The organism is Streptomyces sp. NPDC041124, from assembly GCF_055592385.1.
The window spans coordinates 89,739-110,384 of the sequence record NZ_JBVIYR010000010.1; the positions used below are offsets into that span (position 1 = coordinate 89,739).

General features: G+C 70.6%; 16 protein-coding genes and 2 pseudogenes. 8 read left to right on the plus strand and 10 right to left on the minus strand.

The features are described 5' to 3' along the window. The first annotated feature begins 386 nt into the window (after positions 1–386). Positions 387–3,254: a type 1 periplasmic-binding domain-containing protein gene (locus ACZ6A9_RS25585; protein WP_468989501.1), complete on the plus strand. Its 2,868-nt coding sequence runs from the start codon at positions 387–389 to the stop codon at positions 3,252–3,254. A 48-nt stretch (positions 3,255–3,302) separates the two neighbouring features. Here the strand turns inward: ACZ6A9_RS25585 and ACZ6A9_RS25590 are convergent, their stop codons facing one another. Beyond that, positions 3,303–3,743 carry a hypothetical protein gene (locus tag ACZ6A9_RS25590; protein WP_468989503.1) on the minus strand — a complete coding sequence of 147 codons (441 nt, stop codon included), beginning with the start codon at positions 3,741–3,743 and terminating at the stop codon, positions 3,303–3,305. A gap of 79 nt (positions 3,744–3,822) precedes the next feature. Here ACZ6A9_RS25590 and ACZ6A9_RS25595 point away from each other — a divergent pair, with 79 nt between their 5' ends. The 3 genes from ACZ6A9_RS25595 to ACZ6A9_RS25605 all read left to right on the plus strand — a co-directional run bounded on the left by ACZ6A9_RS25595 (position 3,823) and on the right by ACZ6A9_RS25605 (position 5,062). Next, on the plus strand, positions 3,823–4,158 hold the full coding sequence (locus ACZ6A9_RS25595) for a hypothetical protein (RefSeq protein WP_468989505.1): 336 nt from the start codon (positions 3,823–3,825) through the stop codon (positions 4,156–4,158). Then, the gene (locus tag ACZ6A9_RS25600; RefSeq protein WP_468989507.1) at positions 4,155–4,376 is read left to right on the plus strand and encodes a hypothetical protein; all 222 of its coding nucleotides are present in this window, start codon (positions 4,155–4,157) and stop codon (positions 4,374–4,376) included. The genes ACZ6A9_RS25595 and ACZ6A9_RS25600 overlap by 4 nt, the downstream gene beginning before the upstream one ends. 194 nt (positions 4,377–4,570) lie before the next feature. After that, positions 4,571–5,062 (plus strand): hypothetical protein, encoded by a 492-nt coding sequence (locus tag ACZ6A9_RS25605; protein WP_468989508.1) that lies wholly within the window; start codon positions 4,571–4,573, stop codon positions 5,060–5,062. Between the two features lie 95 nt (positions 5,063–5,157). Here the strand turns inward: ACZ6A9_RS25605 and ACZ6A9_RS25610 are convergent, their stop codons facing one another. The 5 genes and pseudogenes from ACZ6A9_RS25610 to ACZ6A9_RS25630 all read right to left on the minus strand — a co-directional run bounded on the left by ACZ6A9_RS25610 (position 5,158) and on the right by ACZ6A9_RS25630 (position 9,741). Then, on the minus strand, positions 5,158–5,697 hold the full coding sequence (locus ACZ6A9_RS25610) for a hypothetical protein (RefSeq protein ID WP_468989510.1): 540 nt from the start codon (positions 5,695–5,697) through the stop codon (positions 5,158–5,160). 266 nt (positions 5,698–5,963) lie between these two features. Continuing rightward, positions 5,964–6,290 (minus strand): annotated as a pseudogene (locus ACZ6A9_RS25615) (threonine--tRNA ligase); the annotation flags it as partial. A 40-nt stretch (positions 6,291–6,330) separates the two neighbouring features. After that, positions 6,331–7,986: a multicopper oxidase family protein gene (locus ACZ6A9_RS25620; protein ID WP_468989513.1), complete on the minus strand. Its 1,656-nt coding sequence runs from the start codon at positions 7,984–7,986 to the stop codon at positions 6,331–6,333. Between the two features lie 663 nt (positions 7,987–8,649). Continuing rightward, positions 8,650–9,135: a hypothetical protein gene (locus tag ACZ6A9_RS25625; RefSeq protein WP_468989515.1), complete on the minus strand. Its 486-nt coding sequence runs from the start codon at positions 9,133–9,135 to the stop codon at positions 8,650–8,652. A gap of 279 nt (positions 9,136–9,414) precedes the next feature. Further along, positions 9,415–9,741 carry a hypothetical protein gene (locus ACZ6A9_RS25630; protein ID WP_468989519.1) on the minus strand — a complete coding sequence of 109 codons (327 nt, stop codon included), beginning with the start codon at positions 9,739–9,741 and terminating at the stop codon, positions 9,415–9,417. A 23-nt stretch (positions 9,742–9,764) separates the two neighbouring features. Between ACZ6A9_RS25630 and ACZ6A9_RS25635 the strand changes: the two are divergent. Then, positions 9,765–10,925: pseudogene (locus tag ACZ6A9_RS25635) on the plus strand (type I restriction enzyme subunit R domain-containing protein); the annotation flags it as partial. Positions 10,926–10,982: 57 nt separating this feature from the next. On the opposite strand, the gene ACZ6A9_RS25640 reads toward ACZ6A9_RS25635, so the two are convergent. From ACZ6A9_RS25640 to ACZ6A9_RS25655, 4 genes are all read right to left on the minus strand, one after another. Beyond that, positions 10,983–11,165: a DUF397 domain-containing protein gene (locus ACZ6A9_RS25640; protein ID WP_468989523.1), complete on the minus strand. Its 183-nt coding sequence runs from the start codon at positions 11,163–11,165 to the stop codon at positions 10,983–10,985. Further along, complete coding sequence (locus ACZ6A9_RS25645; protein ID WP_468989525.1) at positions 11,162–12,022, minus strand: helix-turn-helix domain-containing protein; 861 nt, start codon at positions 12,020–12,022, stop codon at positions 11,162–11,164. The genes ACZ6A9_RS25640 and ACZ6A9_RS25645 overlap by 4 nt, the downstream gene beginning before the upstream one ends. A 135-nt stretch (positions 12,023–12,157) precedes the next feature. Next, positions 12,158–13,117, minus strand: a complete 960-nt coding sequence (locus tag ACZ6A9_RS25650; RefSeq protein ID WP_468989527.1) for a phosphotransferase — start codon at positions 13,115–13,117, stop codon at positions 12,158–12,160. A 5-nt stretch (positions 13,118–13,122) separates the two neighbouring features. After that, positions 13,123–15,777 carry an ATP/GTP-binding protein gene (locus ACZ6A9_RS25655; RefSeq protein WP_468989530.1) on the minus strand — a complete coding sequence of 885 codons (2,655 nt, stop codon included), beginning with the start codon at positions 15,775–15,777 and terminating at the stop codon, positions 13,123–13,125. A gap of 240 nt (positions 15,778–16,017) precedes the next feature. Between ACZ6A9_RS25655 and ACZ6A9_RS25660 the strand changes: the two genes are divergently transcribed. From ACZ6A9_RS25660 to ACZ6A9_RS25670, 3 genes are all read left to right on the plus strand, one after another. Next, on the plus strand, positions 16,018–16,464 hold the full coding sequence (locus ACZ6A9_RS25660) for an ATP-binding protein (protein ID WP_468989534.1): 447 nt from the start codon (positions 16,018–16,020) through the stop codon (positions 16,462–16,464). A 118-nt stretch (positions 16,465–16,582) separates the two neighbouring features. Beyond that, positions 16,583–18,184, plus strand: a complete 1,602-nt coding sequence (locus ACZ6A9_RS25665) for a serine/threonine-protein kinase (protein ID WP_468989536.1) — start codon at positions 16,583–16,585, stop codon at positions 18,182–18,184. Positions 18,185–18,542: 358 nt separating this feature from the next. After that, entirely contained in the window at positions 18,543–20,201 is a 1,659-nt protein-coding gene (locus ACZ6A9_RS25670; protein WP_468989539.1) for a TlrC/CarA/OleB/SrmB family ABC-F type ribosomal protection protein, read from the plus strand. Positions 20,202–20,646 lie beyond the last annotated feature (445 nt).

A 20,646-nucleotide genomic window follows, 5' to 3' on the forward strand; every position in this document is an offset into this window, starting at 1 on the left:
GACGGGCACCCCGCGGGGGGGGAACCTCGCCCGTACCTCGCCGCTCCCGCCGCACGGCACCTCCCGCGGGCCGCCCGGTGCCCCACGGCACCTCCGCTCACGGGCACGCACCGCTTCCGCTGAGGGCCGCCGTGTGCCCGCTGTCGGGCTCACCGCGGCGCGCCCGCACTCACCGGCCCGCCCCGGACCGGGGCCGATCAGCGCGACGCCCGCCCCCCGGGGCCGCCACCACCGCGCTGAACAGCCCGCGGACCGCCAGCAGTTGTCAGGGGCAAGCGTTATCCTCACAAGGCGCTTGTGACACATGTGTCTTACGACCACGGGGGGTGTCCATGCACGGCCGCGACCAGTTCTTCCCTCAGGACTGCCCGGGAGGTCACCCGGGCATGTCGACCGGGGCGGGGATCGACGTCCAGCGACAACTGGAGTCGCTGATCCAGGACTTCCGGGCCGGTGACCCCCCGATGCCGGTGATCGTGCTGCACGCGGAGGACGCCGCCGACGACGACCGCGTCACGGAGCTCGTCGACGAGCTGCGCGAAGGGCAGCAGCGCCACGGTACGCGCCTGGCCGTCGCCCCGACCGAGCCCCAGCCGGGGGGCCTCGACCCCACCGCCCAGGCCGTACGACTCCTGCGCGACCTCGGCGACAGCCGGAAGTGGGGCGACCGTTCCGCCGCCTACCGGCCCTACTCCTTTCCCCGCCTGGGCCTCGTACGGGCTCTTCAGGACGCCACCGACGATCCGGAGATGCGCGAGCACTGGCCGACCGCCCCGCCGGGGACCCCGGACGGCAACGCCCAGCGGGAGCAGGCCCAGACGCAGCTCCTGCGCACCCTGGCCCGGCAGCGCTGGCGCCCCCGCAGGCCTTCCCGCCGCAACCGTCAGGTGCTGCTCAACGACGTGCAGCAGTTCCTCCCCATGGGTGTCCTGGGGGCGTTCACCTCGCTCCTCACCCGTCCCGAGTGGTACGTCGCCGTCCTGGCGGGCATCGGGCTGATGATCCTGCTCGCCGCTCTGAACCACGTCCCCGGACGCGCGCCCCTCTTCCTGTGGCTGCGCAGGGAGAGCCGGTGGTTCCTGACCACGACGTTCCTCCAGTCCGCCGCCCGCCGGCAGTCGACCAGCGTGCGGCTCCTGCGGCCCGTCCGCTCGTGGCGGGCCATCGCGGCCCGCGCCTACGACGTGGCCGAGACAATGCGCGAGGGCGGCCCGTTCCCCCTCCAGCTGTACGTACTGGCGCTCTTCGAGGATTTGCGGGACAACCACCGGCGCGTCAGCTGGGACCTGCGAGGCCTGAAGCGGACCCGGCCGCCGGTGCTGTTCCTGCGCAGGGTGGGCCGGGAGAACGGGGGCATCGAGCTGATCAGGGCGGTCAGTGACGTCCGCAGCCGGCGCAGTGAACTGGACCCGCTGCTGATCGTGGCCGGTGTGGCGGCGGACGACGCGGTCCTGCTCGACCGGGGCACGGACGCGAGCGCGCCGGCCAACCGACCGGAGCCGCCCGAGCGTCAGCTCCTGCGCGGACCCTCGCGCCTGCAGCAACGGCTGCGGCACTGGTACGACGAATGGGCCGGAAACCTGCGGGCCGACCAGTCACCGAGCCGGACCAACGCCCTGCCCTGGGTGCTGCGGATCCCGCTGCCCCGTGACGAGCTCGTCCAGCTGCGCCAGACGGACTGGCGGTGCGTGAAGGCCCGGCAGCGGCCGCCCGTGGCCCGGGTCGTGTGGTCGGCGTACAGCCTGGCCCTGGTCCTCGCCCTCGCCGCCACCGCCGGCGTCGTACACGCCCGCGAACTGCACCGAACGTACTGCTCGGCGGGTCTGCTGACCGCCGACCGCGACACCGAGCTGCGTCCCGCGCCCGGGGGCGGCACGGAGTGCGTCGGCATAGCGGCCGCAGACGTGCGGTTCGGCGCTCACCTCTCCGGCGGGGCCGACGAGGAGGGCGGGAAGCTGCGCGAGCTGGAGAAGCTGGTGCACGCCGAGAACGACACGGTGCTGCGCGACCATCCCCGCGCCTACGTCACGGTGGTGTACGCGGGACCGCTGAGCTCGGCCGCGGTGGACCCGTCGCTGGTCAAGGGTGCCGAGGAGCTGGCCGGCGTCTACCTCGCCCAGCGCGTCGTCAACGAGAACTACCGGGTGAAGATGCGGGTGCTGCTCGCCAACGGCGGCGCGGACATGGGGCACCAGCGCGTCACCGCCGACGCGATCGCCGAGTACGCCGACCGCGACCCGACCGTCGTCGGCGTCGTCGGCTTCGGCCGTGACCTGCAGAGCAGCCCGGACGTGACGCGGCGGCTCCACTCGGCGGGGCTTCCCATCGTCTCCGGCACCAACTCGGCGACCTACCTGCCGAAGGAGTTCTCCAACTGGTTCAGCCTCGCCGCTCCCGACGAGCACCAGGCGGAGGCGCTCGGTCTCGTCGCCCGGCAGCTGCGCGGCCGGAACCGGGCCCCGCACGCCCTGGTCCTGGCCCGCGACACGGTGGATTCGCAGGACCGTTACACCAGCGAGCAGGCCCTCTACGGCGGGGAGATGCTGAGCCGTGAGGGTTTCCGGCTGCTGCCCGCGCGGACCTACCGGGTGGCGAACGGCAAGCCCGAACTGCGGTTGCACGCGGAGAGCATCTGCCGCGGGGAGAACGTCCCCTCGGTGATCTACTTCGCCGGACGGGTCGAGGACATCGGGCCGCTGATGACCCAGCTGGGCGTCGAACCCGGCTGCGCGAACCGGGAGATCTCCATCCTCACCGGTGACGACCTGAGCAAGGCCAAGTTCTCCGGCACGGGCGGCCGCGACGGTGTCGCCCCGCGGATCACGCTGTATCACGCGGCCCTGGCCGAGCTGCGGGAAGCGGCGGCCCAGACCGCCTTCTACCAGGACGCCGCCGAACACCTCCCCTGGCTCGACGAGGGCGAGGCCACGTACGACGCCCCCGACTTCGCCAGCGGCCAGACGGCCCTCTCCCACGACGCCACGCGCGCGCTGTACTGGGCGGCCAGCCTCGGAGACGTACGCCAGAGCCGCGCCGCGACCTGGATCAACCTCAGGGGCGTCAAGCTCGACGGCATGGCCACCGGCACGATCGACTTCACCGACGCCCCCCTGTACGGCGAACGGCACGGCCACAGCATCGTCCTCGCACGGGTCCGCAGAACCCCGGAGGGCGTGTCGAAGGCGGAGGTCCTGTGCAGCAGACCGGCGGGCGTCACCGAACCGCTCGGCATCAAGGAGTGCTCGATCACGTAAGGGGGTGCCGGGCCCCGGAGCGGGAGGAGACGCGGCGACGACCGCCGCTCAGGCGTGGAGACCGGGAATCACCTGGTCCGCCGCCCGGACGGTCGTGTCGGCACGCAGGACCTCGCGGCGTACGGCTCCGCCCTCCGCGACCAGCACGTCGGGGAGCACCGCTTCGCAGAAGCGCAGGTATCCGACCGTGCCGATGGTCGTCGTGCGGGCACCGAGCCACTGCACGATCCCGCGCAGGTCGTCGAACTCGTCGGGATGCGTCTCCTGCCGCACGGTCAGCGCCCATTGCGCATCTGTGGAGTGCAACTCCCCGACCAGTGCGCCCCCGATCCGCAGCGCCGCTCCCCGAGCCTCCCACAGGGGATACTCGTGACCGTCGCTCTGCCGGCCGCCGTCCAGCCCCAAGTGCCATCGCAGCAGGGCGAGGTCGTCGGGGGCCAGGGAGCCCGGAAGGTGGAGTGCGAGCTGGAGTTCGTAGATGTCGGCCACGGTCGGCATGCTACGGGCGAGGGGCACCGGACAGCGCAAAGCCCGCGTGGCGCCGGGCTCGTTGGCCTACGGTGACGGCATGACGAAGAAGTCTCTCCCCAGTCTCACTCCGACCGGTACCTGCTGGTGCGGCTGCGCGAAGAAGGTCGGCACCGGATCGTTCTTCGCCCCCGGTCACGACAAGGTGGCGGAGGCGGCACTGCTCGCGGTCGAATACGGCTCCTCCGTCGCCCAGTTGCTCCATGGACACGGGTACGGGCCCGGCCACTCGGTGAGCACGCGTGCCGTGTCCGAGGGCGTGTGGCTGACGTGCCCCGCCTGCGACTACGTCGGCGCTCCGGCGAGCATCGCCCACCACACGAAGAAGGCGCACGCCCCCGTGACCGGTGAACAGGCTCAGGGGGCGGAGCGTTGACCGAACCGGCTGGAAGCCAGCGCGCCGACCTCGAGCGGGCCGTGCGCACGTACGGCGGTCTGTGGGACACCGAACGAGGCCTGCGCGCGCTGCGCGACGCGGGGCACGACCCGCAGGACAAGCACACCCGCCAGATCCTCCGCGATCTCGCGAGCGCGGGCCTGCTGGTGAAGGTGGAGGACCGGCCGGTCCGCTACAGAGCGGAGCCGGCGGACTGACCGTCGTCGGTGAGCTGGACGGTGTCGGAGTCAATCTCACCGCCACCACTGCGACCGGGTGGCGGGGTGGTCCGGTCGCGCGCCGGCCCCTCGCACCGTGTGCTCGACGGTGGTGGCGTGTAGCCGACGGCTCGTTGCCGTCACGATTCGGCAGCGCGCCCCACGGGGATGGGCTCGTGCCGGAGGCTCTTCCCATGGCGAGAAGACCACAGGTCGAGTCGGGCACCACCGGCGGTTGTCTGCTCAACGGGTGCATCACCCTGTCGGTGCTCTTCCTCGTGATCTTCACCAGTGCCTGGATGTGGGTGTCGTCACGACCGGAGCGCGACGAGGCCGAGGCCCGCGCGGACCTGCGGGCCACCGTGGAGGCGCACCAGCAGCGCCTCAGCCGGGCCGCGGCCGACGGGGTGCCGCGGGACGCGGAGATCGCCCGGCTGTTCCCTGCCGCGAAACCGGCCGACGGATTGATCGATGTCCGCTGGCACGCGGGCTCGACCACCGTCGTCGCGGAGCTGCTCGGACAGGGACCGTCGAGGACGTTCGTCTTCGTCCACGCGACGACGGTGAAGGGCTGTTACGCCTTCCACCTCCCCTCTCCCGCCCGCGGGGCCCCGCGCGTTTCCGTGCGGCAGCTCCCCGACGAGACCTGCACGGCACGTCCCCCGGCCACGACACCGACCCCGTGATGTGGCTGTCTGGCCGGTTGCGAGAGAGAGACGGGCGCTCTCGTCGACGAGGGCCGTTCCGGCCGATGCGGACGGTGGGCACAGGCCCTGAGTACTCAGTAGTGCCCGAGCATTTCGTCGGCCGGAACGCAATCGCTCATGGTGTTGGCCCAGTCGTTGGGCCTGCCGAAGACCAGCCGTGTCAGCAGCACATCTCCGGCTCGCTGGGCGCGCGGCATGATGCCCAGGTCCTGTGAGCCGATGTCGCCGCCGGGTGTGATCTCGACGGTCCTGTCAGTGCTCGCCAGGTAAGCGGTGAGCTCATCCGAGAGCTCGGACGGCGGCCGGCCGACCAGTTGTATCCCCTCCAACGTGACCTGGGGACCGGTCAGGGCATCGACCGCGATGCAGGTCAATCCCATCGGGCCGACGTAGTAGGTCACCACGTCCGCGCGGTGGAACGGGGCATCCGCCGCGCGGAATCTCGTGCGCAACTGCTTGAACGAGCCGAACGTGCCGCACTCTTCAACGGCGTCGGACGTGAAGCCGCGCGTCAGCATCGCGCCGGCTGCCTCCTCCACGCTCATACCGAACCGCAGTGGGCCGACGCGCTCCAGCGGCGCGCAGTCCCATTGCTCTCGGTCGGATTCGGCCACCACAGCCCATGAGTCCGGCCACACGTCAAGCGGTCCCTTCCGGCGATCACGTCGATACGGCGCCGATGACTCTAATCCCGCGACGCCGCCATGATCCGCCGGACAGAACCCAAGGGCTGCCCCGCGCCCGTTGGTCAGGGGTGGGACGTTCCCGCCCGGCTCAGTTGACACCGGGCACTCGGCTCCTCGGCCGCACGCACCGCAGCCGACGCGGACGCCCTGCACGCCGCCACCGGGTGACGCCCAGGCATCCCGCCCAGGGCCTGGGAGCGAGAGCGGGAGCGGTAGACCACCGCGTGGTGCGGGCACAGGCTCGGCCGCAGGACGACCTGCTCACCGCCGAGGTCCATCGGGGGGAACATGTCGTCGCTGTAGTGCGCCCAGTGCCCCGAGATGTCGTACAGCTCCCGCTCGCCGAGGACCGGTGAGTACACGTGCTGATGGCCCTCCTTCCGCTCGGCGGCGCGGATGTACTCCTCCAGGGTGTGCCTCACGGTCGCGCCGTCGAGCAGCCAGTACGGCAGGCCGGCGCCGATCAGCGGATCGGTGTCGAACAGGCCCGGTTCACGGCCGAGCTTGCGGTGGTCCCGCACGGGGGTCATCGCGGTCTCCTCGCTCGAGCAGGGACGTGCCTTACCCGTGGTAGGCAAGGGTCGTCATCATCCCGGACTCCGAGTGGTAGATGTTGTGGCAATGCAGCATCCACAGTCCGGGGTTGTCCGCGTCGAAGTCCGCCACCAGTTTGCTGTGCGGGAGCACGATCGACGTGTCCTTGCGGGCACCGCTGGAGTCCACGCCGGCGAGGGAGAACGTGTGGCCGTGCAGATGCACGGGGTGCCACATGTGGGTGGCGTTGATGACCTCCAGCCGCACCCGCTCGCCCCGTTCGACCTTGTGGAGCGTGTCCGGGTTGTAGGGCTCGTGGTCGATTCCCCAGTCGTACTCCTTCATGCCACCGGTCAGCTTGACCCGGATCAGCCGGTCGCACCCACGGCGGGGCATCGCCACCGACTCGTCCGGCCCGAGCCGGCGGGCGGACACCAGCACCTCACGGTCCAGCTCCGCGGGGTGCGCGGACGGCTTGGGGAGCGCTCCGGCGCCCGTACGCAGGACGGCCATGGCCCGGCCCCCCTTCCCCTCGGCGAGCGCGACCAGCGGGAAGACCCCCGACTGCGCGGTGATCAGCACGTCGTACCGCTCGGCCATACCGATGACCAGCGCGTCCGTCGTGTACGGCTGCACGGGAAAGCCGTCGCTGTGGGTAATGGTCATCCGGTGTCCCCCGAGCGCCACCCGGAAGGGCGACTCCCCGCCGGCGTTGATGATGCGCAGCCTGATCCGGTCGCCGGGCTTGGCCGTGAACTGCGTGGGGTCGTCCGCCGTGCGCCCGTTGATCAGGTAGTAGGGGTAGGCGATGTGGCCCGCGTGACCGCCGAGCAGCTTGCTGGTGGCTCCCGCCATCAGTCGCTTGGGCCCTCTTCGCCGGTACGGCGACGGCGAGGGCGCCGGTCCGGAGCCCTTCCCGTCGTCCGCTCCCCCGGACGCGGCGTCCGCCAACGCCCCGCCCCCGGCCCCCACGGGTCCCGCCGGCCTGTTGCCGTGGCCCACCGGGGGCTTGCCCTTGCGGAGCTGGTAGAGAACGTCGTCGGGGGTCGACCCGTCCACTCCGTCGATCCAGTCGTCCAGCACGACGATCCACTCGTGGTCGTACGCGAGTGGTTCCTTCGGGTCGTCGACGATGAGCGGCGCGTACAGGCCTCGGTCGACCTGCACCCCCATGTGAGGGTGGAACCAGTAGGTGCCGGGATGCGTCGCGGTGAAGCGGTAGTCGAACGTCTCACCGGGTTCGACCGGCTGCTGCGTCACACCGGGCACACCGTCCATGTCGTTGCGCAGCGCAATACCGTGCCAGTGCACGGTCGTCGCCTCCGGCAGGTGGTTGGCCAGCGTCAGCGCCACGGTGTCACCTGCGGTGACCCGCACCTCCCGGCCCGGCAGCAACCCCTCGTACGTCCACGAGCTGAAGGTACGTCCGGCGCCCAACTCGACCGGCGACGGGGTGGCCTTCAAGGTGTGCTTACGGAGCGGTTCGGCGGGGGTCGGATGCGCCCCGCCGGCTTCTCTGCCGTTCGGAGCGGATCCGGCCGGCGCGGGCGCGCCCGGGTGGCCGCCGTCGCGCGAGCCGGCAGGGGAGCAGGCGGCGAGCAGCCCGGAACCCGCGGCCGCGATACCGGCGCCGAGCACGGCGCGACGTGTGGGGGAGGTCTGACTGGTGCGGTCCGTGCGCATGACTGGGTGTTCCTCGCTGGTCGGAAGAAGGCAGGTGAAGGCATGGGTCTGCCACCACCGCCCGGACGGGACCAGACGGCCGGAGTCGCTCTTCCTCAAGGGGCACCGACGGGGCGGTGAGCGCATCCGGTGGGCGGCGGAACCGACTGTTGCGGAGATCGGCGAGCGCCCCTCGCCGGTGTCCGGAACGCAGCTCAGTGCGGCCGTGCGGATATCCCGCGCGGCAGAGCACCGGACGGCACCCGCCGTCCGCGCAGGCCGCGCCCGCATCCGACCTTCGGATCAGTCGCCATATGAGCACACTACCCCCGCCGGGTATACATTCGGGACATATGAGCGGCATCGACACGGTCATGCGATCAGCCCGCCCCTGGGAACAGGGCGGCAGGCCGGGCCGGAATGCGGCGGCGGCGCCGTGCGCCTCGGCGCCGCCTAGAGGGCGCCCACCAGGCCCAGAGGGACGGTCGGCGCCCCGACAGCCGATGTCCGGGAAGCACCCGGACGTCTCGCCGTCCCCGCCCGGCGGCGGAGCGCGGCCACAGTCGCAGTCGTCGATGCCGGCGTGGGTTACCGCCGCGCACGGATCACGGACCATGCCCGGGCATCGACGACGGGTCCCCCACAGCCAGCGTGCCGGACCGGCGAGGACGCGGATGGCTCCGGCTAGGCCCTGCCTCCCGGACCGTCCACAGGCGGGTGCGTCTGCGGGTGGTCCATGGTGGTGCCGTCAGGATTCCGCCCGAAGGCGGCCTCCAGAACGGCGGGCAGGTCTTCCTCGGGGACCGTGGTGCGCACGCCCGCCAGAACCTGGGGAAAGTCGTCATCGTCGATGACGCCCATGTGCTCCTGGCGAAGTCGGTGGATGGTCCCGACGAGCTCCGGTCGCAGCCGCATCCAGGCACGGGAGGTACGGATCTGCTCATCGACCTGGTGCATGAACCAGCGCATGACCTCGTACGGGACGCCGGCGTGCCCTGCGTGCGGGTTGAAGCGCACCGTCGGCTCCCGTGCCGGATCCTCGTCGGGGACGATCGCGGTCACGAGGGTCCGTTGCCCGGCCCCGAGATCCAGTTCCAGATGCCAGGCGTCATCGGGCACGGAATACATCGCAGTGATCACGTAGTCGCCGTCGGGGTGTTGATAGACCATCGCCGCATGCTGCCACGCTGGACCGGCCCGGCCGCTGACCGCGTCCTCCGCACGCGCTCGGCCCGGCCTCGTGCACAGGCCCCTCCCGTACGGGCGTCGCTGCTGGTGAAGCGCCGGCCCGGGCCTCCACCTGGGGGCACGCACAGACATCGTCCTCGCCCCGGCGGCACGCACGGTGCAGCAGACCCGTCAGCCCCCGGCGCGCCGCGAAGAGAGGCGACAGCAGTGTGCGCACCAGGTCGACAGTCGGGGTTCAGGCCCTCGTTGACGGTGGCAGCACTACTCGGGACCGGTGGCGTCATGCCGTGCGATGCAGGCGCCGAGCTCGCCCTTCAGCCCGGCGGCGATGTACTCGGCGTACGGGGCGACCTTCTTGCCCTTCTGGGACGACTTCAGCGTGCGCTGCACGGTGGCCCGCAGTTCGGCGTGCCGCCGCACCAGGCCGGACGCCGCCTTCAGCTTGCGCGGGTCCTCCTCGGCGCGGGGCGACGGTACGAGCTGGACGAGCGTCGGTACGGACATCGTTCCGACGACGGCGTCGGCGCGGAACGGCATCACCGTGAGCTGGGTGCCTTCGACGACGCCGGTCGGCATGGTCAGACGCATGGGTCTCCCCCCGGAGATCGAGCTCCGAAGCCGCGCTGCCGAAGGCCTTCGGCTACACCCGCGCCGACGACAAGGCCGCGAAGGCCGGCGGCAAGGGGCAGCAGGAGTACCGGATCCTGGTCGTCGCGGAGAAGTACCAGACGGGCTTCGACCAGCCGCTCCTCACCACCATGTACGTCAACAAGACCCTGACCGGCATCGCCGCCGTGCAGACCCTCTCGCGCCTCAACCGCACCGCCGAACGCAAGTCGCAGGCCGACCTCGCCGTCCTGGACTTCGTCAACGAGGCCGAGGACATCCAAGAAGCCTTCCGCCCGTACTTCGAGGAGGCGCACACCCTGCCCTCCGACCCGAACCTCCTCTACACGGCCCAGAGTCGCGTCATGTCCGCGCCGATCATCTCGGAGCAGGACATGGACGAGTTCGTCGCCGCGTATCTGGAAGCGGAGAAGAAGGCGGGCGGCGTCCAGTCCAAGTGGGAGAAGCTGCACGCCGAGTTGTACCGGCTCCTCTCCCCCGCCGTGGCCCGCTTCACCGCCCTGCTGGAGAGCGAGGAGGAGGACGACGTCGAGACGGCGGAGGAGTTCCGCGCCGACCTCAGCGACTACGTCCGCAAGTACGGCTTCCTCGCGCAGATCGTTCCGTACAGCGATGCCGAGTTGGAGCGCCTGCACCTCTACGGGCGCCACCTGCTCAACCGCCTCCCCCGCCTCGCGGACGGTGGAGTCGACATAGGCGAGGTCGATCTGAGTCACCTGCGCGTCGAGAAGACCGGCGAGTACGACGTGTCCCTCACCCCCGAGGGCCCCGCCGAGCTCCAGGGCTTCGGTGACGGCGCGGGCGGTGCGAAGGACGCGGACAAGTCACTGCTGTCCGAGCTGATCGAGAAGTTCAACTCCAAGTTCGGCACGGAGTTCACCGAGGAGGATGTCCTCCCGGCCTTCAATGCGACGAAGAAGGATCCCAAGGTCCGGGCCGCGGCCGTCGTCAACGACGAGGAGAACTTCGGGATCGTCTTCGACAAGAAGTTCGAGGAGAACATGATGGATCATGTCTCCACGATCGACACCCTCGGCAAGCGGTACTTCGGCACCGACCGGGACTTCAAGTCCAACCTGGACCGCAGCGCCCGCCGCGCGGCCTGGCGGATGATCCGCCGGGAGGAAGGGCTGGACGACTTCTGATGCGTTCGGGGTCCGGTACCACGTGCGTACCGGACCCCGCTCGTCGTACGCGCTCGTTCAGCGGCCTGCGGCCATCCGAACAAAGCCAGCCCACGCCTCCGTCCCGAAGGACAACCTGGCCTCTGAGGGCCTCTTGGAGTCACGCACCCATACGGCATCGCTGGTCTCGGCCACCTCGATGCACTCGCCACCCTCCGCACCGCTGTAGCTACTCTTGCGCCACGCCTCGCCCGTGTTCATAGCTCTCTCAGCACCTTCTCTACGAATCTCAGGGACTCTCGCGGAGTGAGAGCCTGGCTTCGGATGATCCCATAGCGCGCTGAGATGGACCGCACCTCGTTCCGGTCAGTGACCAGGATGCTGCGACCTTGTACCTCCAAGTACGCGATCTGATCTCCCTTCTTGGGTGTGATCAGCGTGAACGGGCCATCGACTCCGGCGTTGTCCTCCTGATCGTTCGACATGACCTGGATCTCGACGTTGCGTCGGCGCCCGATGGACAGGATGTTCTCAAGCACTCCTCGCAGCACGTCCCTGCCGCCGAACGGCTTGCGCAGTACGGCCTCTTCGATGACGAAGCTCACCAGCGGTGCGGGCCAGCGAGCGAAGGTCTCCTGACGCGTCAGTCGTGCCGAGACGCGCTGCTCGATCGTGTCCTCATCGAGCAACGGTCGCCGCATCGCGAGCAGGGCTCGCGTGTATTCCTCGGTCTGGAGGAGCCCTGGTACCGCCTGGACGGCGTAAAGGAAGAGTTCCTGGGCGTCTGCTTCCAGCCGCGCCGCATCCCGGAAGAAGGATGGGTACTGAGCTTTCCCCACCTCCTCCTTCAGCGCCGTAAGAACCCCACCCGCCCCCAACACCTCATCCGCCTGTTCGATGAACTGAGGCTGCGGAATCCGCCTCCCCTGCTCGATCGAAGCCACCGAGTCCGCCGAGTACCCCACCCGCTTCCCGAACTCGACCCGCTCCATCCCCGCCCGCGTCCGCAGCAGCTTCAACTGCCGCCCGAACGCGGTCACCACACCCGTCCCGGGCTCGTCCTCCGGCCGCCGCTGCTGCTGCCGTACCGTCGTCTCCTCGTCCCGCACCTCGGTCACCGCCTGCCGCCTCTCCCCGCCTGCCGCTCCGTACGGTGCCCGCGCCCGCTCCCGTACCAAGACCCGTAAACGGCGCGTCACCACTGGTCACGCTAGGCCACAGAACGCCACCGTGCGTACACACTCCCCGAACAATCACCCCTGCGGGAGCTGACCCTGCTCGTCACTGTCACACGCGGCGGCGACCGACTCCGTGAACCGAACCATCCCCCGGTGGTATGTCGCCCTCTCCGGGTTCGGGAAGCGGACGTTGTGACGGTAGAAGCGGTGGAAGGCGATGATCAGCGCGGCGTGCTCGATCTCGAGAGGGAGCAGCGCGCGATCCGCCGTGGTGAGGGGGCGGCTTTTCTCGTAGCCGGCGAGGAGAGCGTCAAGGCGGTCAGCGGAGAGAAGGCCGGCTTCGTCCTGGGCAAGGCCGACGGCTGCCATCCCGAGGTCGAGCAGAGGGTCGTCGAGGGAGATCGTCTCCCAGTCCAGGACGGAGAGTCCGCCGTCGTCGCGGACGATGACATTGTCGTCGAAGAGGTCGCCGTGAATCAGGCAGGGAGCGCGGAGGCTGCCCACCTCGGCGGCGCGGACGCGGTCGAGGCGGGCGGCCAGCCACTGGGCGAACTCCCGATCGGCGAAGCCGGGAATCGCGGCGAGATGCTCCGGTGAAAGACGGCGGGTGCCCACAGGGACGTCCTCAAGGCCTTCAGCGCCGGGCTCGAGACTGTGCAAACGGGCGAGGAGGCCACCGGCGTCCGTGAGCAGAGCGAGCGGCAACGACTGCTGAACGGCGCCGGCGATCCACTTCTTCAGCAGGAAGAGGCGACACCCGATCGGGGAGATGAGTGAGCCGTCCACGGCCGGAACGATCTCGCTGGTGGGCAGGCCGAGCCGGCGGAGGGCTCGCGTGTGACGGGCCAGCGTGGCCGCGGTGTCCTCGTCATGATTGTCGAGCGAGGTCAGCACATACTCACCCTGGTCGGAGCTGAGCCGGAAACTGGAGTTCGCGGCACCACCCGAGAGCGGGCTGACGGCCTCGCCTGTGAGCCCGTACCTCTCGGCAACGGCCGCAAGGTCGATCTGTTCGGCTGTGGTGTAGTGCGCCACGTGCTTCATGCTCCTTGGTGTGCTGCCGACTCCCGCCGGCGGTCCTCGACGAGACCGGCCCAGCGTGCCCGTACCTGAGGCACGTCGTCCAGCCATTCGGCGCGAGCGAGACCGGCGGGAGGCTCCTCGTCGGCCATCAGGTAGGTGAGTTCGGCGAGGTACGCGAACTCCATCCCGTTGACGCAGTCCTCCATCAGGCGCTCCCGGGCGCGAGCGAGCGCCTCCGGGGTGCCCGCGACGAGAGCGTGCAGGCACTCGGCGAAGCGGACGTACGCGACGGACGACGTCTGTCCCGCCTCCACGGCTTGCCTCGCCAGGGCCTCGGCACGCTGCGGCAGGTCGGGGGCGATGCCTGCGTCCCTCACCAGGGTCGCGATACGCGTCTGGGTCTCAGCCCACCGGATCGAGACGCCCGCCAGGAGTTCCTCGGCACGGGCGATCTGCTCGGCCGCCCGTGGCCGGTCCTGGAAGGCAGCAGCGAAGGCCAGGCATGCCTGCGACAGGGCGGCTTCGCCGACCTTCCCGTCGGCCAGAGCCTGGTCGCGACCGGCCGCGTAGGCGGAGCACGCCAGCGCCATGGACCCCTGTGGCCACCACAAGTCGCCGAGGACTCGGTCCTGACGGCCCTCCGCTCCCAGATGAAGTGCCGCTTCCCTGGCCCGTGGGAAAGCGCCGATCCGGCGGGCCAAGTGAATCAGTCCCCGTCGGGCCGTCGCAGCGAGACGGCCTCCCAGATCCGCCACGCGCCGCATACCGCTCAGAGACTCCTGGAAGTTCCCCAGGTCACGGTCGCACTCGGCCAGGAAGTAGAGCGGCAGTTCCTCCAGACTCGGTGGAAGGACGCCGGCCTCCAAGACGCGCCGGAGCTGCCGCGCGGTACCAGTACGGTGTTGACGCTGTCGTTGGGCGATAGCCGAGAGGGCCGTGGCAAGTGCCTGGGCCGGAGTAGAGGGAGTGGCCTCGTCCCATACTCCCGCAGGCGGCTCGATGGGCTCCCAGACGAAATCGTCCACGTACTGGTAGGCGGCGTCCTCGAGCCACCCGAGCGGCAGGCCGAACTGGTGTGACAGGGACAGACCTTGGTGAAGGGCCGATACCAGGCGCGCACGCTGGGAGGTGTCCTCGCGGCCGAGAGCGTCGAAAGCTCGTCGCGCGGCACGCTGCCAGTCGGCTCTCGTCCACCGGTCGTCGCTGGTCGAGTCCGCCTCCCGCACCGCGTCCCGGATCAGGGCGTGCAGGCGGTAGGGCCACGGAGCCCCGGGGTCGTGCTCGACGAACGGCCGGTCCACCAGGCTCTGAGCCGGAGCGTCGTGGTCGAAGCCCGCGGCGGCGGAGGCGAGAGGTACGGAGAAGCTCGCCAGGAGGCTGACGGACCGCACGACGCGTCGCGCCTCCGGGGGCAGGTCACGGAAGGTCCTGGCGACCAGAGCGGGGAAGTCGAAGTTGAAGTCGTGCACCGAAGGAACGTTGCCCGACCGGCGGTACAGATCGAGGAACCGCATCACCGCGAGGTCGAGGTACAACGGCAGTCCGTACGAGTTGGCCGTGACGAGATGACGGGTCGCGGCGTCCATCATCGGCCGGCCAGCGCGCGTCAGACGTTGGGACAGGTACGTCTCGCAGTCACCGGCCGACAGGTAGCCGACCGTGTGCTGCCGGGGCTCCTGCGTCGCGCCGCCGACGAGCTGCGGCCAGCATGCCGGGCCGGCCCAGTCCAGCTGCCCCTCGAGCTGCGGGTCGTCCCACTGGAGACGATTGCGTCCCGTGATGACGAACAGGACGTTCGGCATCAGCCACACCACCCGTTGGACAAGGCGCTCCAGGTCACGGTGCACCCGGTCCCCCACGTCCTCGAACGTGTCCAGCAGCACCACCAGGGTCGCCCGGTGCTTGGGGGGAAGGTTCGCCAGGTCCCAGGCGAGGAGATGCGGGTAGTAGCTGAGCGCGTCCTGGTCGGGAGCGGCCTCGAGGAGGTCGGCGAAGCGGCTGCACGCGGCGAGCGCCCTGACCCGGTGATGCCTTTCACGCAACGCGCGCACGACGGTCCGCAGGCCCTGGCCGACCACTTGACCCATGGTGCCCGGAAGAGCGACCGCCTGCGCCACGTCGGCCAGCGCCGACTGCACCTGTCCGGACAAGTTCCGAGCGCCGGGCAGGGCGCTCAGCCGGGTACGGCGCCGGACGTACTCGTCGAGGGGTTCACCGGGATGGTTGTGCTCCCAGTACCGCTGCAGGGCCAGATCGAACGTCGGCATCGGCTGTCCGATCTCCGCCGCGGCCAGTCGCACGGCCAGGATCAGCGACTCGAAATCGGCACCTGAATCGCGCGCCAGATCGACCCGCACCGGTACGACAGGGCCGACCCCCTCCGCCAGGGACGGCCAGTGGCCATCGGCGGGGAACCCACCCGATAAGTGCCGGGCCACCGACCGGGACAGTGTGGACTTGCCGATACCGCCGACACCGTAGAACGTGAGCACATTTCGACGGGGGGCCTCGAGGTCCTGCACGTCGAAACCGGTGGCACGGACGGTGCGCACGAGGTGGGTGAGGCTCTGCGCCACCGAGTCCCACTCGTCACGCCTGTCCGCGAAGTAGTCGACCGCTGTGACATCGCGATCGTTCGAACGGAACAGCGCCCTCAGGTCCGACTGGCCCACCAGTACCCCTCTGCGTCATCGACAACGGTGACAGCAGAGCAGCAGGCCTGAAATACCGTCAAGTCCACTGTGGAAGGGGCAGGAGCTTCCGGAGCTGATTCCCGCCGGGTCGGGGAGCGCACACCGTCACGGTGTCGTCGAGTACCACTCCGTACAGCACCCCCGGCCACTGCGTACGGAACCGTCGAAGCGGCGCGTCACCACTGGTCGCGCCAGGCCATCGAAGGCCACCGTGAGTCCATGACCGCAACACAATCAGCCCCTACGGCACACCAGTTCTCGATGCGCTTCAGCTCCACTCCGCGCGGCGCGCGCCTCGCCCGGCGCATGTGTGAGCACTGTCTGGACGCGTGGGGCGTGCCGTACGACAGCGACGGGCACGACGTCGTCACCCTCGTGGCGGCGGAGCTGTGCGCCAACGCCGTACGGCACGGACACGTCGCCGGCCGGGACTTCCACGTACGCCTGACCGCGGACCCGGCCACCCGCACCGTACGGATCGAGGTCACCGACACCCGGGACGAACGCCTCCCCCAACTGCCCACCGCACCACCACCGGAGGACGGCGAGAGCGGACGCGGCCTGCTGCTCGTCGCCGCACTCGCCGACCGCTGGGGCTGCTCACCCCGTACCGGGGGCGGGCCGGGCAAGACCGTTTGGGCGGAGTGCTCCGCCTACCCGGTCTGACCTGATCACGTAACCACCGCCCGCACCGGTTGGACGCACACGCCCTCGCCCGGAAGACTGCTCCCCGATCACAGCGCAGACCTCTTCGGGCACTCCACGCGAGCGGGGGCGGGACCTGGTGCCGGACGTACGACGGATCGCGGAACGCTACGAACTGCTGGACCAGTTCGGCCACGGCGGCATGGGGGACGTCTGGCGCGGCTACGACGCCGTACTGGACCGGCCGGTGGCCGTGAAGCTGATCCGGCCGCAGGCGGTGACGTCTCCGGACCTGGCGGAGGAGTTCGAGAAACGCTTCCGGCGCGAGGCACGCGTCACCGCACGGATCCAGCACCCGGGCGTCCCGCAGGTGTACGACGCGGTCCTGGACGAGTCGTACGAGCAGCTGTTCCTCGTCATGGAGCTGGTCGACGGCGTACCGCTGACCGCGTACGTGGGTCGAGACCAGCAGCCGCCGCTGCCCGTCAGCTGGGCGGCGGCCGTGGCGGCGCAGGTCGCGACCGTGCTGTCGTACGCGCACGACGTGCCCGTCGTCCACCGTGACCTGAAGCCGGGCAACATCCTGATCGCCCGGGACGGCACGGTGAAGGTGCTGGACTTCGGCATCGCGGCGATCCTGCGCACCGACGTCACCAAGCTGACCGCGACGGGCAGCCCGGTCGGGACGTACCAGTACATGGCACCGGAGCAGGTGCGCGGCGCCCGGGTCACTCCGCGCACGGACCTGTACGCGCTCGGCTGTGTGCTGCACGAACTGCTCTGCGGGCGGCCCCTGTTCGCCGGGGACGGCGAGTGGCAGCTGATGATGCAGCACGTCAACGCGGCTCCGACGCCGCTGCGGCAGCTGCGTGCCGACGTACCGGAAGCCCTGGAAGCGCTCGTCCTGCACCTGCTCCGCAAGGCGCCCGAGGCGCGTCCGGCGGATGTGCAGGAGGTGTACGAGCGGCTGCGGCCGTTCCTGCCGGCGCCCGGCGAGGAGTCCGCACCGGGCGAGGCGGGGCCTTCCGGAGCGCCCGATCCGACCGGGATCTTCCGCCGCCCCTACGCGCCCCGTACGCGAGCCGGTACCTCGGGCACCCTGCCCGCCACAGCGCCGGACACCCCGCCCGCCCTCCCCGCGGCCGAGAAGGAGGCGCTGCGGGAGCAGCTCCGTGAAGTCGACGCGCACTACCGCGCTCTGCTGGAGGAAGAGCGGTACGCGCAGGCCGCCGAGGTGGTGGGCGAGATGATCGAGCCGGTGGCGCGGGTGCTCGGCCCGGACAACAAAGCCGTGCTCAGACTGCGCAGGCGCCGCGCGGACAGCCGCCAGCTGGCCGGTGACCACCGGGCCGCGCTGCCCGAGTTCGAGTCGCTCGCCGACGCCTACGCCCGGGTGAGCGGCCCGGGTGGCGAGGAGGCCCTGTACTGCCGTGCCCAGGCGGCCCGCTGCCGTGGTGAGCTCGGCCGGGTGACCGAGGCGCTGGCCGGCCTGAACGGCGTCCTGGACGCCGTGCGGGCGGTCGACGGGGACGTGAGCGAGAACGCGGTGGAGCTGCGCCGCGACATCGGCATGATGCTGCTGGCGCAGCAGCGTGCGGCGGAGGCGTACGACGTCCTGGAGCCGCTGCACACGGACCTGTGCGTGGTGCTGGGCCCGGACGACGAGCTGACCGCCGAGGTCGCCGAGACCCTGGCCGTGATCCGCCTCGATCTCGACGGTGACGCCCCTGGCTCACCCTGAGGCGCCTCTTGGTCCCTTTCCACCTCCCTCGGGTACCAGGGCGGAGGCCCGACCGCCGGGGCGGCGCACACGCCCGCAGGACGGCACCCTTCACCCGCCCGCTTCGGGCCGGGCGGCGTCGAATTGCCTTTGCCGTGTGCCCAGTGGGCCCCTATGGTTCTGCGTATGGGATCTCTGTGAGGGATGAGGATGCGCGGCGTTGAGTCGGACTCCGCCGACGCATCCGGCAGCGTGCTCGTGATCTGCCACTGAACCGGGACCGTCCGCGGTGACGGTGCCCCTGTCGTCTTCACCGGCTGTTTCGTCGAGCGCGCTCACGCATCCCCTCATCCTCTAACGGAGATCAGGAGACACACGCGTGTCGATCGCCCTATGCGCCCTGCATGACATCACCAAGCACTACGACGACTGCCTCGTGCTTGACCGGGTCGGCTTCAGTATCCGGCCGGGCGAGAAGGTCGGCGTGATCGGAGACAACGGGTCCGGCAAGTCCACGCTGCTCAAAGTCCTCGCCGGGCGGGAACGGCCCGACAACGGGACGGTCACCGTGGTCGCCCCGGGCGGCACCGGCTATCTGGCCCAGACACTGGAACTTCCGCTCGACGCCACCGTCCAGGACGCCGTCGACCTGGCCCTGTCCGACCTGCGCGAGCTCGAAGCCGCGATGCGCCGGGCCGAGGCGGAGCTGGGCGAGCACGACACGGACGGCGGCGACACCGCGCTGTCAGCCGCCCTGCGCCGCTATGCCGGACTCGTCGAGCGGTACCAGGCCCGTGGCGGTTACGAGGCCGACGTGCGCGTGGAGGTCGCGCTGCACGGCCTCGGACTGCCGCACCTGGACCGTGACCGCAGGCTCGGGACGCTGTCCGGCGGGGAGCGGTCCCGCCTCGCCCTCGCGGCGACCCTGGCCTCCGCGCCGGAGTTGCTGCTGCTCGACGAGCCGACCAACGACCTCGACGACCGGGCGACGGAGTGGCTGGAGGAGCACCTGCGGAGCCACCGCGGCACCGTCGTCGCGGTCACGCACGACCGGGTGTTCCTCGACCGGCTCACCACCACGATCCTCGAGATCGACTCCGGCCGCGTCACCCGCTACGGCGACGGCTACGAGGGCTATCTGACGGCCAAGGCCGTGGAACGGGAGCGGCGGCTGCGGGAGTACGAGGAGTGGCGTGCCGAACTCGACCGGAATCACCGCCTGATCGCGTCCACCGCCGTGCGCCTGGAGGGCATTCCGCGCAAGCTGCCCCTCGACGGGTTCGGTCATGGTGCGTTCCGCAGGCGGGGACGCGACCACGGCGCCATGGTACGGATCCGCAATGCCAAGCAACGCGTGGCACAGCTGACCGAGAACCCCGCCCCGGCCCCCGCGGACCCGCTGTCCTTCACCGCCCGCGTCGACACCACGACACCGGAGACCGAGGCCGGGAAGCCGGTGGCCGTGCTGACCGACGTGCGCATCGCGGGCCGGCTCGCCGTCACCACACTGAGTGTCCGCCGCGGTGAACGGCTGCTGGTCACCGGGCCCAATGGTGCGGGGAAGACCACCCTGTTGCGGGTGCTCGCTGGGGAACTGACTCCGAGCTGCGGCTCGGTGAGCCTCAACGGTCGGGTCGGTCACCTGCGGCAGGACGAAGTGCCCTGGCCGCCCGGGACGACCGTGCTGGGGGCCTTCACCCACGGCCGGGACGGCTACCTGGAGGACCATGCGGCGAAGCTGCTCTCCCTGGGCCTGTTCAGTCCGCCGGACCTGCGGCGGCGGGTGGCGGATCTCTCGTACGGACAGCGGCGCCGGATCGAGATCGCCCGGCTGGTGAGCGACCCGGTGGATCTCCTGTTGCTGGACGAGCCCACCAACCACCTCACTCCGGTGCTGGTCGAGGAACTGGAGCAGGCGCTGGCGGACTACCGGGGGGCCGTGGTCGTGGTCACTCACGACCGCCGCATGCGAGCCCGGTTCAGCGGTGCCGGGCTCACCATGGACGACGGGCGCATCGCCCGGGCGGACGTGACATGACGTGACGCGTCACTGTCCGGGCGGGACAGCCCGACGCCGGGCGGGCCCGCTGTCCGCCCGGCGTCGGACGCGGAACGGGACGCCGGACGGTCACCTTCGACCGCGGACCGCCCCGGGAGATCGCCGCTAGGATCCGGGCATGCCGCGACTCGCCTTCGACATCGGCTTCTTCGCCGGGGCCAGGGGCTGCTCGGCAAGCTGATCGACTTCGTCTTCATCTCGGCAGATCTGCGGGAGCGCGTGCAGCTCGGCGCCGTACAGGGCGAAGACGCGCTCGCCATCGGTGGCCCCCAGCCAGGCATGGTGGCCACCGCTTCCGTAGTCAGGCTCTCCTTGCGCACCCGGTACGCCCCTTGAGCGGCCGGCCTGTCCGCGTCGTCGCACTGTTCCGGGCGGAAGGGCGAGCCGGTGCCGTCCGCCGCGCGGGGGACGCTTCGCGGGCAGA